The organism is Acidisoma sp. (assembly GCF_035492295.1).
Lineage (GTDB): Bacteria > Pseudomonadota > Alphaproteobacteria > Acetobacterales > Acetobacteraceae > Acidisoma.
In genome coordinates this window covers 18,036-31,848 of the sequence record NZ_DATJJK010000106.1, presented here as the reverse complement: position 1 = coordinate 31,848, position 13,813 = coordinate 18,036, and the positions used below count along the sequence as shown (strand labels likewise).

General features: G+C 66.1%; 11 protein-coding genes. 4 read left to right on the top strand and 7 right to left on the bottom strand.

Annotated features, from left to right (window positions below; genetic code table 11):
* From gyrB to mutM, 6 genes are all read right to left on the bottom strand, one after another.
* On the bottom strand, positions 1-2,357 hold a 2,357-nt coding region (gyrB, locus tag VL752_RS07825), incomplete at its 3' end, for a DNA topoisomerase (ATP-hydrolyzing) subunit B (RefSeq protein WP_325353850.1).
* 37 nt (positions 2,358-2,394) lie between these two features.
* Positions 2,395-3,588: a DNA replication/repair protein RecF gene (recF, locus tag VL752_RS07820; protein ID WP_325353848.1), complete on the bottom strand. Its 1,194-nt coding sequence runs from the start codon at positions 3,586-3,588 to the stop codon at positions 2,395-2,397.
* Positions 3,581-4,708, bottom strand: a complete 1,128-nt coding sequence (gene dnaN / locus VL752_RS07815; RefSeq protein ID WP_325353846.1) for a DNA polymerase III subunit beta — start codon at positions 4,706-4,708, stop codon at positions 3,581-3,583. The genes recF and dnaN overlap by 8 nt, the downstream gene beginning before the upstream one ends.
* A gap of 130 nt (positions 4,709-4,838) precedes the next feature.
* Positions 4,839-6,260: a chromosomal replication initiator protein DnaA gene (gene dnaA / locus VL752_RS07810; RefSeq protein ID WP_325353844.1), complete on the bottom strand. Its 1,422-nt coding sequence runs from the start codon at positions 6,258-6,260 to the stop codon at positions 4,839-4,841.
* A gap of 462 nt (positions 6,261-6,722) precedes the next feature.
* The gene (gene rpsT / locus VL752_RS07805; RefSeq protein ID WP_325353842.1) at positions 6,723-6,989 is read right to left on the bottom strand and encodes a 30S ribosomal protein S20; all 267 of its coding nucleotides are present in this window, start codon (positions 6,987-6,989) and stop codon (positions 6,723-6,725) included.
* Positions 6,990-7,152: 163 nt separating this feature from the next.
* Positions 7,153-7,998 (bottom strand): bifunctional DNA-formamidopyrimidine glycosylase/DNA-(apurinic or apyrimidinic site) lyase, encoded by an 846-nt coding sequence (gene mutM / locus VL752_RS07800; RefSeq protein WP_325353840.1) that lies wholly within the window; start codon positions 7,996-7,998, stop codon positions 7,153-7,155.
* Between the two features lie 29 nt (positions 7,999-8,027).
* On the opposite strand from mutM, the gene VL752_RS07795 reads away from it, so the two are divergent.
* From VL752_RS07795 to dut, 3 genes are read left to right on the top strand one after another with little or no spacing between them, the layout of a single operon-like run.
* Complete coding sequence (locus VL752_RS07795) at positions 8,028-8,795, top strand: class I SAM-dependent methyltransferase (protein ID WP_325353837.1); 768 nt, start codon at positions 8,028-8,030, stop codon at positions 8,793-8,795.
* Complete coding sequence (coaBC, locus tag VL752_RS07790) at positions 8,792-10,009, top strand: bifunctional phosphopantothenoylcysteine decarboxylase/phosphopantothenate--cysteine ligase CoaBC (protein ID WP_325353835.1); 1,218 nt, start codon at positions 8,792-8,794, stop codon at positions 10,007-10,009. Before VL752_RS07795 ends, coaBC begins: the two co-directional genes overlap by 4 nt.
* The gene (dut, locus tag VL752_RS07785; protein WP_325353833.1) at positions 10,006-10,455 is read left to right on the top strand and encodes a dUTP diphosphatase; all 450 of its coding nucleotides are present in this window, start codon (positions 10,006-10,008) and stop codon (positions 10,453-10,455) included. Before coaBC ends, dut begins: the two co-directional genes overlap by 4 nt.
* A 6-nt stretch (positions 10,456-10,461) precedes the next feature.
* Here the strand turns inward: dut and VL752_RS07780 are convergent, their stop codons facing one another.
* Positions 10,462-11,880, bottom strand: a complete 1,419-nt coding sequence (locus tag VL752_RS07780) for a DUF2142 domain-containing protein (RefSeq protein ID WP_325353831.1) — start codon at positions 11,878-11,880, stop codon at positions 10,462-10,464.
* A gap of 188 nt (positions 11,881-12,068) precedes the next feature.
* Between VL752_RS07780 and VL752_RS07775 the strand changes: the two genes are divergently transcribed.
* On the top strand, positions 12,069-13,787 hold the full coding sequence (locus tag VL752_RS07775) for an ABC transporter permease (protein ID WP_325353829.1): 1,719 nt from the start codon (positions 12,069-12,071) through the stop codon (positions 13,785-13,787).
* The last annotated feature ends 26 nt before the right edge of the window (positions 13,788-13,813 follow it).

Here is a 13,813-nt window from a genome sequence, read left to right as displayed (position 1 = left end):
GCCTCCTCGGCATCGCCGATCTTGACCTGCAGCAGCGTGCGTACCTTGGGGTCGAGCGTCGTCGTCCATAGCTGCTCGGGGTTCATTTCGCCCAAGCCCTTGAAGCGCTGAATGGTCAGGCCGCGCCTGCCATGGGCCAGGATCGCCTCGAAAGCGGCGGCCGGGCCGGCGATCTTCTCCTCTCGGCTGTCGAGCTTCAGCACAGCCGGGTTGGTGAATTCGGCAGCGATGCGGCTGTGGCGATCGGTGAGCCAGCGGGCATCGGCGCTGCGCAGCGTCGCAGCATCGAGCGCGTAGCGCTCTCCGACGCCGCGCACGCGGCGGGCTACGGTAATGCCGCTCATGAGGTCGCCGGCGCCGATCCAGCCGGCTTCGCCATCCAACAGCAGGCTGTTCAGCCGCTCGGCGAGCTTCTGGGCCTGGCTCAGCCCATCCTCGTCCGTCGTGGGCACGGCGAGCGCGCCGCAGATCGCGGCCTGTTCGACGATATGGAGCGGGGCCGCGGTGGTCAGGCGGCGGACGCGGTTCCAGGCCTCGCGCAGGAAGCCCACAGCCCCCGGCAGGGCGTCGGATTCCACCACGGTGCCGTCGGCATAGGTGAGGCGGGCCTCGGCCAGCGCCTTGCCGAGCAGGAAGTCTTCCAGCGCCCGGTCGTCCTTGAGGTAGCGCTCGTCATTGCCTCGCTTGGCGCGATAAAGTGGTGGCTGGGCGATGTAGAGATGCCCGCGCAGGATGAGTTCCGGCATCTGGCGGAAGAAAAAGGTGAGAAGCAACGTGCGGATATGCGATCCGTCCACGTCCGCATCCGTCATGATGACGATGCGATGGTAGCGCAGCTTGTCGACGTTGAAGCCGCCCTGGTCGATCTCGCCATTCCCGATGCCGGTGCCCAGTGCGGTGATGAGCGTGCCGATTTCGGCACTTCCCAGCATCCGGTCGAACCGGGCGCGTTCGACGTTCAGGATTTTGCCTTTCAGGGGCAAGATTGCCTGAAATTTGCGGTCGCGGCCCTGCTTCGCCGAGCCGCCTGCGGAATCGCCCTCGACGATGAAGATCTCGCACTTTGATGCGTCACGCTCCTGGCAGTCGGCGAGCTTGCCGGGCAGCGTTGAAACATCAAGAACGCCCTTGCGGCGGGTGAGCTCACGGGCTTTGCGCGCGGCTTCGCGCGCGCTTGCCGCGTCCATCACCTTCTGGATGATGCCGCGCGCTTCCTTCGGGTGCGTCTCCAGCCAATGGCCGATCGCGTCCGACACGGCGGCCTGCACGGCCGGCGTCACTTCCGAGCTGACGAGCTTTTCCTTGGTCTGGGACGAGAATTTCGGGTCCGGCACTTTGACGGACAGCACGGCGGTGAGGCCCTCGCGCATGTCGTCGCCGGTCAGCTGCAGGTTGTCCTTCTTGCCCATGCTTTCGGAATATTTCGTCACCATGCGTGTCAGCGCCTGGCGGAAGCCGGAGAGATGGGTGCCGCCATCCCGCTGCGGGATGTTGTTCGTGAAGCACAGCATGGTCTCATGGTAGGAATCGTTCCAGGAGAGTGCGAACTCCACGCGAATCCCGGATGTCTTGTCCTCCAAATTGCCCGTGATGGGCGGCGTGAAGATGGGGGCGCGGGCGCGATCGAGCCAGTCGACGAAGGCCACCAGGCCGCCCTCGTAGAAGAAGCGGGTTTCGACGGCAGGGGCATGGCGCTCGTCCCTCAGCGTCACGTCCAGGCCGGAGTTCAGAAAGGCGAGTTCGCGCAGGCGGCGTTCGATGATGGCGTAGTCGAATTCGACGCGGGTGAACGTCCCCGAACTCGGTTTGAAGCTGAGTTCGGTGCCCTGGTGACGGTCCGACGGCCCCACGATCTTCAGGGGCGCGACGGGTTCGCCATGCTGGAAGCGCATCATGTGTTCCTGGCCGTCGCGCCAGATGCGCACGTCCATCCATTCTGAAAGCGCATTGACCACGGCGGCGCCCACGCCGTGCAGACCGCCCGAAACCTTGTAGGAATTCTGGTTGAACTTGCCGCCGGCATGGAGCTTGGTCAGCACCAGCTCGACCGCGGACATTCCTTCCTCGGGATGGATGTCGGTCGGGATGCCGCGCCCATCGTCCCGCACGGTGACGGAGCCGTCCCCATTCAGCGTGACCTCGACCTTGCTCGCGAAACCGGCCTGTGCCTCGTCCACCGCATTGTCGATGATTTCAAAGGCCATGTGATGCAGGCCGGAGCCGTCATCCGTGTCGCCGATATACATGCCGGGCCGCTTGCGAACCGCGTCGAGGCCTTTGAGGACGGAAATTGAGGCGGCATCGTAGGCGTGAACCTCAGGGATCTGGTCAGGCGTAGGCGCGGCGGGATCGGACATGCCGAGGATCACTCCGGAATTCAGGGGGTAGCTTCGATTATAGCGATTCTTGGCGGGCGGGCCTAGAGAAACCAGGGTGCGGCGTGAGGCCTGCGGCCATGCAGAGGGAGAATTCCGCCTCCTCGGCGAGTTCCACGAAAGGCTCCGCGTCGGTGCCGGTCAGGATGGCCTGGGCGGGCAGACGGCGCAGCGCGCTGAGGAGCGCCCGGCGGCCGGTTTCGTCGAGATGAACGAGAGGCTCGTCGAGCAGCAGCCAGGGTGCGAAGCCGCGAACTTCCGCAATGGTGAGCGCATGGCCCAGCACGAGGCCCAGAAGCAGCGCCTTCTGCTGGCCGGTGGAGGCGAGAGCGGCGGGCCGCTGGGTCTCAAGATCCTCGAGGCCGAAGTCGGCCCGATGCGCACCGAAGGAACTGCCCCCCGTGGCCGCATCGCGCCGGCGCGAAAGGGCGAGCGCGCCGCGCAGCCAGTCCTCGACCGCAAGAGCCGGCTGTTCGGCCAGCCGGTCGCCGATCGGGCAGAGCAGCGAGAGGCGCGCCGCCGGGAAGGGGGCGACTGCGCCTTCCGCGAGCAGCGCGTTAAGGCGCGTCACCAGAGCGCGCCGCGCGGCGGTCGCGGCAACGGCATGGCGGGCCATACCGTCTTCGAGCCCGGCGAGCCAGGCGGGGTCTCCGTGCCCTTCGGCGAGAAGCCGGTTGCGCCGGGTCATGGCTGCATCATGGGCGGCCACCTCGCGGGCGTGGGTCGGGTCGAGCGCCCAGACCAGACGGTCGAGAAACCGGCGCCGCCCGCTCGCGCTCTCACCGAAGAGCCGTTCCATCTGTGGCGTGATCCAGCTGATGGCGATGTGGGAGGCAAGCTCGGTCTGGCTCACGGTCGCGCCGTCGATGCGGACGATGCGCCGCTCGCTGGCGTCCGGCCCGCTGCCGGTGCCGATGGTCAGCGGCTCGAGATGGTCCGCGGTCTGGACCCGGCCAGCGACCGCCCAGGTCCGCTCGCCGGAGGGGCGGAGACGCGGAAACTCCGCCGCGCGCGCTTGGCGCAGCCCCCGCCCGGGCCCGAGGAGGGAGATCGCTTCCAGCAGATTGGTCTTGCCGCTGCCGTTCGGCCCCGTCACCACGCTGATGCGTGTCTGGGGGCGCCACTGCAACGCGGCATAGCTGCGGAAATCGGTCAGATCGAGACGCGCGAGATGGAAGGGCGTCGCCGGGAGGCTGGAGGCCGCGTCAGACACGCATCGGCATCAATACGTAGAGCGCCGTCTCGTCGCCCGCATCGCGCACGATGGTCGGTGCCGAACCGTCGGAGAAAAGGAATTCCACCTCGCCGCCGATCTGATCCGTGATGTCGTTGAGGTAGCGTGCCTGAAAGCCGATCTCGAGCGGTCCGGCGGCATAGGAGACGCGGCCGCCATCCAGCTCCTCAGTGGCCGAGCCCTGCTCCGGGCTTGCCGCCGACAGGGTGAGGCGGTCGGTGTCGAGCGCGAGCTTCACGGGGCGGGAGCGCTCGGTCGAGATGGCGGAGACACGCGCCACGGCCTCGGCGAAATCTTTCTTGTCGACGCGGAGCACCTTGTCGTTGTTGCGCGGTATCACGCGTTCGTATTCCGGGAAGGTGCCGTCGATGAGCTTGCTCGTCAGCCGCACTGTGCCGAGGGTGAACTGAATGCGCGTCTCGGACAGCGCGATCTCGACCTCGTCCTGCGCCTCGTCCAGCAGCTTGCGCGCTTCGAGCACGGTCTTGCGCGGGATGATGACGCCCGGGATCTCTTCGGCGCCTTCGGGCAGCGGCTCCTCCACGCGGGCGAGGCGGTGCCCGTCGGTCGCGACCGCACGCAGCATCTTCACGCCATCCGCCCCCGGGACCACGTGGAGATAGATACCGTTGAGATAATAGCGCGTCTCTTCCGTGCTGATCGCGAAGCGGGTGCGGTCGATCATGCCGCGCAGCAGCTGGGCCGAAAGCCTGAAGGCATGCGGCAGGCTACCCGCCGTCATGGAAGGGAAGTCGTCCACCGGCAGGACCATGATGCTGGTGACGTAGCGCCCGGCGCGGAGCGCCAGCGGGGCGTCCCCGCCCGGATGGTCAAGCTCAACCTCGGCACTTTCCGGCAGCTTGCGGACGATCTCGTAGAGCGTTGCGGCGGGGGCGGTGGCGGCGCCCTCCTGCAGGGTGGTGGCGGCCACCTGCTCGACAATCGCGATCTCCATGTCGGTCGCGGTCAGCGTCAGCGTGCCGTCTTTCACGGTCATCATGAGGTTGGCGAGGATGGGGATGGTATTGCGCTTCTCGACCACGCTCTGCACATGGGCGAGGGCTTTCAGCAGCACAGCGCGCTCGGCCTTGAATTTCATGGTCCAACCTCGGGAAAGCCTGAAAGGGCGAGCACATTAGCAGTCGCGCGGCCGAGGGCAAACCGGGCCGCCGGCGCCAGCTGCAATTTGCTGAAGAAGCGGGAAGGGCTTTGCGCCGCGGCAGCGGCGCTCAGGATTCCAGCATGCGGCGGAGGAGTTCGACATCCTCCGCGAAGGCGGAATCGCCGTCCATCAGGCCGGCCACGCGCGAGACGGCATGCATCACCGTCGTATGGTCGCGATTGCCGAATTTTCGCCCGATCTCGGGCAGACTGCGGCTGGTCAGCTGCTTGGCCAGGAACATGGCGACTTGGCGGGGGCGGGCCACGTTGCGCGCACGACGGGCCGAGGCCATGTCGGTCAGGCGGATGTTGTAGTGCTCAGCCACCTTGCGCTGGATTTCCTCGATCGTGACGCGGCGGTCATGGGCGCGCAGGATGTCGTGCAGAACCTCCTGCGTCGTCTCGAGCGTGATCGGCCGCTGGAAGAGCGCTGAATGCGCAACCAGACGGTTCAGCGCCCCTTCCAGCTCGCGGATGTTGCTGGTGATCTTGTGGGCAAGGAATTCCAGCACCTTGGGCGGCACGGAGACGCTCGCCTTGGCCGCCTTGGCCTCCAGGATCGAGATGCGGAGCTCGAAGGTCGTGGCGTGGAGATCGGCCACCATGCCGCAGCCGAGGCGGGTACGCAGCCGGTCCTCAAGGCCCGAAAGATCGGACGGGGACTTGTCAGCCGAGACTACGATCTGCTTGCCGGCATCCACCAGTGCGTTGAAGGTGTGGAAGAATTCTTCCTGCGTGTTGTCCTTGCCGATGAGGAACTGCAGGTCGTCGATCATCAGCACGTCGACGCTGCGCAGATTGTCCTTGAACTCGATCGTGGACTGGTTCCGGATCGCGGCGATGAATTTGTACATGAATTTTTCGGCCGACATATAAGCGACCGAAACGGGTGGCGCGCCGGCGCGCCGCGCCGTCTGCAGTTTCCAGGCGATGGCATGCATCAGATGGGTCTTGCCCAAGCCTACCCCGCCATACAGGAAGAGCGGGTTGAAGCCTGGGGAGGAGGGCTTGTCCGCCACCCGGCTTGCACAGGCAAAGGCAAATTCGTTTGGCTTGCCGACGACGAAGGTATCGAAGGTGTAGCGCGGATCGAGGACGATGCCGTCGCCCCGACCGTCGGATTTGTCGTCGAGCCCCTCCGGAAGAGGACCAGCCTCGGCCGCGACCGCTTCGGCCGCCGCCACTTCCGTGGTGGAGGAGGCATGGGAGAGCGGGGTCGCGAGGGGCTGGGGGGCTTGGCCCACCCGGATGTCGACCCGGCGGACGCGGTTGTTCTCCGCCTGCCAGAGCGCGCTGATCCGATCGCCATAATGGCTGCGCACCCAGTCGCGCAGGAAGCGGGTGGGAAGAAGGACGGTTACCTCGTCGCCATCGGCACTGCCGAGCGCCAGCTGGCGCAGCCAGGTCCGGTACTCGACCTCGCCGACCTCATGCTGAAGGCGGCTGCGCACACGGCCCCACTCTGCCGCCAGCTCTGCCGACGCGGCCATTTCGCTTCCTTCCACCCTCGCTTCGGATGCGGCTCTCAAATGAAGCTCCATGGCCTGCCGAACAAACTGAACATGCGGACGGTGCCGGGAAAAGCACCGGTCCACGACGAAAATGTCCCGATTTCGGGGTTCCCCATCGCCTCACCCCGCATGACGTTCATGAAAACTACGTTAGGTCACGACGGCAGCCGAGGCAACCAGAATCAAATGGAGGCCAAGTAGAACTGGTGTGATGTGATCGAGAATAAAAATCGAATATTCAACAATATTTCGATTTGTGCTGTATTTTACAAAGTCAAGCGCCAATCGGGCGTCGACTTGTTTTTGCAGTCGCGAAGAATACTTACGCGGTCGCGCTTTTACTCTGAGCGCGCTTCTCAGGTATTGTCATCGAACAGCGATGGTAGCGGCGAAGCATAGGGTCAGGCCACAGCCTGACCCCCATCTTAGAAACAGTTTAGACTACGCGGCAAGGGTCTTGATGCGCCCGGAGAGGCGCGAGATCTTGCGGGAGATCGTGTTCTGATGCGCCGTGCCCTTGTTGGCCGAACGCTGCAGAAGGGGCTGCGCTGCCTTCAGGGCTGCCTGAGCCGCCGGCTTGTCGCCGCTCGCAATGGCGGTTTCGACCGACTTGATGACGTTACGCATACGGGTGCGGCGGGCAACGTTCAGTGCGGTGCGCTTTGCCGTCTGGCGGATACGCTTACGGGCAGAGGCGGTATTGGCCATGTTCGATCGACATCCAAAAACGTGAAAGAGGGCGGCGGTGAGCCGACCCCGATTGAGGGGGCTTCTCTAAATTCGGGGGACGGGTGAGTCAAGCGTGACGAGGGCTGTTCACGTCGGTTCTGCCCTGCGCGGCGCTCGGGAAACGCGCAGCCGGGAGGCGTCCTCAACGTTGGTGACGCGGACAGAAAAATGTGCTGCGTCCCGCCTGCACCATCCGCTGAATTCCGGGGCAGGCGGACGGCCCCGGGCAGCGCTCACAGGCTTCGCCCTCCCGGCCATAGACCTTCCAGGCATGCTGGAAATAGCCGAGTTCCCCATCTGGCTGCACATAGTCCCTGAGACTGGAGCCGCCGGCTGCGATCGCCTCGGTCAGTGTCGCCTTGATCTCGGGGATGAGGCGGGCCGCCCGCGCGCCCGGGATCGTGCAGGCGAGGCGCCGCGGGCTGATACCGGCACGAAACAGCGCCTCCGACACATAGATATTACCGAGCCCGGCCACGATCCGCTGGTCGAGCAGCGCCGCCTTGATCGGCGTCCGCCGCCCGGTCAGCGCCAGCGACAGAGCTTTCGCATCGAAAGCCGCGTCCAATGGCTCCGGCCCCATATCACGGAGGAGGGGGTGTGCGTCCTCATTGGCCGTGGGAATGAGGTCGAGCAGGCCGAAACGCCGGGGGTCGATGAAGCCGATGCGCCAGCCCTCGGCCGTGATCATCACCAGATGCTCGTGCTTGGCCGGGTCGGGCGGCGGCTCGAGAGGGCTATGGATCGCCATGCGGCCGGACATGCCGAGATGGATCAGCACGCTCTGCCCGACCGAAAGGCGCATAAGGATATATTTGCCACGCCTGCGAAAACCCGTGACCCGCGCGCCGGTCAGCGCTTCCGCGAAGCCCGGCGGAATGAGGCGTCTGAGATCGCCGCGCGCCAGCGCCGCGCGGGCAATCACGCGGCCCTCCAGCCGGGCGGCAAGCCCACGCATCACGGTTTCGACTTCGGGGAGTTCCGGCATGGCGCCGGCCAGCGTATAGGGGAAGGGCGATGACGGACAAAGCCATGCCAGACCAGATTTCTGCTGATGAGACCGATTTCGGTTTCCGCTCGGTGCCGAGAGAGGACAAAAAGTCCCTCGTGCGCGAGGTTTTCCAGAGCGTGGCGCCGCGCTACGACCTCATGAACGATCTCATGTCGCTGGGCATCCACAGGGTCTGGAAGCAGATTTTCACGACCCAGATGGATCCGCGGCCTGAACGAAAGCTGCTCGATCTTGCCGGCGGCACCGGCGATATCAGCTTCGGCTGGCTCGCGAAGGGCGGCGGCCCGGCCATCCTCTCCGATATCAATCCGGCGATGCTCGAGGTCGGGCGGGACCGGGCGACCGACCGCGGCTATCTCGAAAGCCTGACCTTCCTGGTGGCCGACGCTGAGGCTCTGCCGATCCCCAGTGCCAGCATGGATGTCGTCTCCATGGCCTTCGGCCTGCGCAACTGTACAGATAAGAGCGCCGTGCTGCGTGAGGCGCGGCGCGTGCTGCGACCGGGCGGACGCTTCCTCTGCCTCGAATTTTCCCGCCTCGAAATCGCCGCCCTCATCCCGCTCTACGATGCCTGGTCCTTCAAGGTGCTGCCGCGGCTCGGCCAGCTTTTCGCCAATGATGCCGAGAGCTACCAGTATCTCGCCGAAAGCATCCGCATGTTTCCGGACCAGGAGACGCTGGCCCAAATGATGCGGGATGCCGGCTTCTCCCGCGTGAAGTTGCGCAATCTCTCGGGCGGTATCGCGGCCATCCACTCGGGCTGGAAGCTGTGACACTGGTCGGCCGCCGCCTCCTCCTCGTCATCGCGGGCGGGATCGCGGCCTATAAGGCGCTGGAACTCATTCGGCTGTTAAAGAAGGAGGGGGCCGAGGTTCGGGCCGTGCTGACCACGGCAGGCGCCGAATTCGTGACTCCCCTGTCGCTTCAGGCGTTGACGGAGGAGAAGGTCTATATGGACCTCTTTTCGCTCACCGATGAGAGCGAGATGGGCCATATCCAGCTTTCCCGCGCGGCCGATCTGCTCGTCGTCGTGCCGGCCTCGGCCGATATCCTGGCCAAGATGGCGGCGGGTCTCGCCGGGGATCTTGCGACCACGCTGCTCCTCGCGACCGACAAGCCCGTGCTGGTGGCGCCCGCGATGAATGTGCGGATGTGGACCCATGCGGCGACCGTCGCGAATATCGCAACCCTCAAAGCGCGCGGTGTCTCGGTCGTGGAGCCCGATGAGGGGCCCATGGCCTGTGGCGAGTTCGGGCCTGGGCGGTTGGCCGAGCCGCCGGTCATTCTGGAGGCGATCCGCGCGCGCCTGGCACCCGACGCGGGCCCGCTTGCCGGTCGGCACGCGCTCGTCACCAGCGGGCCGACGCATGAGCCGATCGACCCCGTGCGCTACATCGCGAATCGCAGTTCGGGCCGGCAGGGGCATGCGCTCGCTGCGGCGCTCGCGGCCCTTGGTGCCCGTGTGACCTTGGTGTCCGGCCCCGTGGCGATCCCGGCTCCTGCCGGTGTCGCGCTCGTCAGGGTCGAGACGGCAGAGGAGATGCTGGCCGCCTGCGAGGCCGCGCTGCCCGCCGATATTGCGGTCTTTGCCGCGGCGGTTGCGGATTGGCGGGTTGCGGACCAAAGCGGCACAAAGCTCAAGAAGCTGCCAGGCGCCGAGGTGCCGAGCCTCAACCTGGTGCCCAATCCCGATATCCTGGCGGCTGTCGCGCGCCGGTCCAAGGGTCGGCCAGACCTCGTCGTCGGCTTCGCGGCTGAGACCGACCATGTGGTCGAGCACGCGGTCGCGAAGCGCGTGCGGAAAGGCTGCGACTGGCTTGTCGCGAATGACGTGTCGGAGGCCGCCGGTGTCATGGGGGGGGCGGAGAATGAAATCCACCTCATCACCGCGACGGGGGTGGAGGACTGGCCGCGCCTGCCGAAGGAGGCGGTGGCCGCAAGGTTGGCCGCCCGTATCGCCGAAGAGCTGAAGGGGGCCTCTGCGTGAGCGAAGCGACCGTTGCCGTCATCCGTCTGTCCCACGGGGCGGATTTGCCGCTGCCGGCCTATGGAAGCGCGGGCGCGGCGGCGGTGGATTTTCTGGCGGCCATCGACGAAGCCCTGGAAATACCGCCTGGCGGGAGAGCCGCGGTGCCGACCGGTCTCGCCGTCGCTCTGCCTGCCGGGCATGAGCTGCAGGTGCGGCCCCGCTCGGGCCTGGCCCTCAAGCACGGCATCCTGGTCGCGAATTCCCCCGGCACGGTGGACGAGGACTATCGCGGCGAGATCAAAGTCATCCTGCTCAATGGCGGGACCGAACCTTTCCGGGTCGAGCGCGGCATGCGCTTGGCCCAAGGGGTATTGGCTCCGGTCACGCGCATTCGCTGGCACGAGGTGGACAACCTGGACGAGACGGCGCGCGGACAGGGCGGCTTCGGCTCCACCGGCGTCTGACACGGCTCAGCGATAATAGTTGCTGGCGATGAGACCCGGAATGACGGCATCGGAGACGATGAGGGCCGCGAGCGGCGCGATCCACGAGATCCAGTTGAAGCGGGGCGGCAGGATCTGCCATCGCCCGAGGAGCAGCAAAAGGATGGGCAGCATCGGGATGAAGTAGCGACCCTGCACGCCGTCCACCCGCGCGGCGCCCACCGGCGTCCAGGTCATGTATTGCGTCAGGAAGATGAGTTCAGCGCTACCCGCCATCGCAACGGCCGCCGCCAGCGGCAACCAGGGGCCGACCGGCCGCGCAGAAGGTCGGTTCACCAGCGCCGCGAGTGCCGACAGCAGGGCGACACTCCAGAGACCATAAAGCCAATGCGGCAGATCGATCGTGAGATCGCCGAGCACCCCCAGAACTTGCCGCCAGTAGGTGGCGAAATGCGTGGCCTGGGCGGTGAGCGGCAGCAAGGCGACGCGCAGCGGATGGGTCAGGACCACCCTCATCTGTGCGGCGGCGACACTGGATCGAAAGGTGAGGTGAGGATCACCCGGCCAGAGCGGCCCCGGGTGATAGGTGGGCCCGGGCAGCAGCGGCACCGAGACCCAGTGCATGACCGCGAGTGACCAGAGCACGCCGGGGACCGCAACGATGAGCGCGGCCGCGACGCGGGACCGCCAGCCGAGCCCCGTGACCGATCGCGTGAGTGGCAGCAAAAGAAGCGGCAGGAAGGGCGGCTTTTGCAGCGCGAGCAGGGCGAGGAGCGCTGTTCCCATCCAGAAGGACCGTCGGTCCGCCCGGGTGAGCAGTGCCACGCCCAGGGAAGCGACCGCAATCAGCAGCCCGTCCTGATTGACCGAGCCTGCGAGCCAGACCGTCATCGGCAGGCCGAGGGTCATGAGGAGCAGAAGACGGCCACGCTCGGCGCAGGCCAGCGCGAGCACGCCGAGCAGCGTGAAGACGACAAGATTGCCGAAGCGCGCCGCGATCGCCGCCCAGTGCGGCGTCGCGCCGAGGCGCTTGGCGATGCCGAGGGCGATCGCCGCTGGCACATAGGAGGGTGGGGCATAGGCGGCGGTATTGGCGCTGCTCACGAAACTCCGGCTGGGCGACCAGGGAATGCCACGGGCCCAGGCAAGACGCTCGGCCGCCGTGGCGGAGGGCGGCAGGGGGGCCGAGGCGCCTGTGCCGAAGGAGGCGGCATAGGCCAGGCCGACATTCGCGGTGAAGCCTGCGTCCTGCGCCCCGGAATCCGGATTTGTCCGGGCCACGCGATGGCCCATGATCTCGCCATGCAGCAGGCTGTCCGCCCGTACGACATGCGGACCCTCGTCCGGGACCTGGCCGAGCGGCACCCGGAAGGCGCAAAAGACGGCGAGCGGCACCACCAGGATCAGGAAACAGGCAAGCACGGCCCGGCGTTCGGAAAGGCGCATCCGGACGATCATTCCTCTCGGCCGGTCCAGGATGGAACCGAACGAAGAGCCGATAGCCGCGGCCGGCGCCGCTGTCACTTCTTCATCACTGCAAGGGTGGTGACATCGGCCCCGGCCCTGGGATAGACGCCACGACGGGCCGCACCCCGCGGCTTTCCCCTTCCCATCAGCAAGCTGAGGCGCAGACCATGACGACATCGGCCTTGCCCGCCTTCGTGAGCGGTCGACGGGTTCCCAATATCTGGGATCTCGCCGCGATCCTTTGCGTCCTGGGGTTGCTGATTCTCGTCGCGCGTGCCGCCGACAGCACGCTTGCTCCCCTGCCGGCCGAGACGACGATCCACCTCGGGCTTAGCTACCTTCCCTATTACGCGCTCCGTACCACGCTGCGCATGTTCGTGGCGCTTCTCGTCTCGATCGTTTTCACGCTGATCGTGGCGCCGCTGGCCGCCAAAAGCCGACGGCTCGGCCTCATTCTCATCCCCGCGCTCGACATCCTGCAATCGGTGCCGATCCTGGGCTTTCTCTCGTTTACGGTTCTGTTTTTCCTCAATCTTTTTCCTGGCCGGGTGCTGGGTGCCGAGCTTGCCGCGGTCTTCGCGATCTTCACCAGCCAAGCCTGGAACATGACCTTCAGCTTCTACCAGTCGCTGACGACGGTGCCGCGCGACCTGGACGAGGCTTCGCGCGCCTTTCAGCTCTCGATCTGGCAGCGTTTCTGGCGGCTGGAAGTGCCCTTCGCCATGCCCGGCCTGGTCTTCAACACCATGCTCTCCATGTCCGGCGGCTGGTTCTTCGTCGTCGCCTCCGAAGCGGTGACCGTCGGCAACACCACCTTCCTGCTGCCCGGCATCGGCTCCTATGTCTCGGTCGCCTTATCCCACAGCGATCTCGGCGCCGTCATCGCCGCAATCATCGCCATGCTTGTGGTGATCCTGATCTACGACCAGTTGCTGTTTCGCCCGCTCGTTGCCTGGTCCGCGAAATTCCGTTTCGAGATGACGAGCGGCGGCGAGGCGCCGGACCCCTGGGTGCTGAGCGTTCTGCGCCGCACGCATCTGCTGCAAATGGCGGGCGAGGCGATCGGCGATCTCGCCAATGCCGCGGGCGGCTGGCGCATGCGCCTGCCCCTCACGCGGCCGACAGGGAAATCGGGCAAACCGTCCCGCGTGGTGGACGGGCTGTGGTTCGGTTTCGTGCTGCTGCTCGTTGCTTTCGCGGTCTGGCACATCGTCGCATTCGTTGCGGCCTTCATCACGCTGGGCGCGCTTGCCCATGTCGTGCTGCTTGGCTTCTACACGCTCCTCCGGGTGACGGCGGCGCTGGTCATCGTGACGTTGGTCTGGGTGCCGATCGGCGTTTGGATCGGGCTCAGGCCACGCTGGGCGCGGCTTATCCAGCCGGCGGCACAGTTCCTGGCCGCTTTTCCGGCTAATCTGCTCTTTCCCATCGTCGTCATCGTGCTGGTCCGGTTCGCGCTCGATCCCAATATCTGGCTGACGCCGCTGATGATCGTCGGCACGCAATGGTATGTGCTGTTCAACGTCGTGGCCGGCGCCTCGGCGTTTCCCGGGGATCTCAAGGAGGCTTCGGCCAATCTCGGCATCCGGGGCCTTCTGTGGTGGCGGCGGGTGATTCTGCCGGGCATCTTCCCCTATTACGTGACGGGCGCGCTGACCGCCTCGGGGGCTGCCTGGAACAGTTCGATCGTGGCCGAAGTCGCTTCCTGGGGCCATACCACCCTCAGGGCCGCCGGGCTCGGCTCCTATATCGCCGAGCAGACATCGGCCGGGAATTCCGCCGGCATCGTCCTCGGCGTCGTGGTGATGACGAGCTTCGTCCTCGTGATCAACCGTGTGCTATGGCGCCCGCTGCACGCCTATGCCGTCCGCCGCCTTACCTTCTGACCGGCAGGAGACGCCCTTGGACCAGA

What these genes read in the sequence shown, in the direction of transcription:
- VL752_RS07795 (WP_325353837.1), top strand. Translation starts at nt 8,028, where the DNA reads ATGACGGACAAAGCCATGCCAGACCAGATTTCTGCTGATGAGACCGAT.
- mutM (WP_325353840.1), bottom strand. Translation starts at nt 7,998, where the DNA reads ATGCCGGAACTCCCCGAAGTCGAAACCGTGATGCGTGGGCTTGCCGCC.
- dnaA (WP_325353844.1), bottom strand. Translation starts at nt 6,260, where the DNA reads ATGGCCGCGTCGGCAGAGCTGGCGGCAGAGTGGGGCCGTGTGCGCAGC.
- rpsT (WP_325353842.1), bottom strand. Translation starts at nt 6,989, where the DNA reads ATGGCCAATACCGCCTCTGCCCGTAAGCGTATCCGCCAGACGGCAAAG.
- VL752_RS07775 (WP_325353829.1), top strand. Translation starts at nt 12,069, where the DNA reads ATGACGACATCGGCCTTGCCCGCCTTCGTGAGCGGTCGACGGGTTCCC.
- dnaN (WP_325353846.1), bottom strand. Translation starts at nt 4,708, where the DNA reads ATGAAATTCAAGGCCGAGCGCGCTGTGCTGCTGAAAGCCCTCGCCCAT.
- VL752_RS07780 (WP_325353831.1), bottom strand. Translation starts at nt 11,880, where the DNA reads ATGCGCCTTTCCGAACGCCGGGCCGTGCTTGCCTGTTTCCTGATCCTG.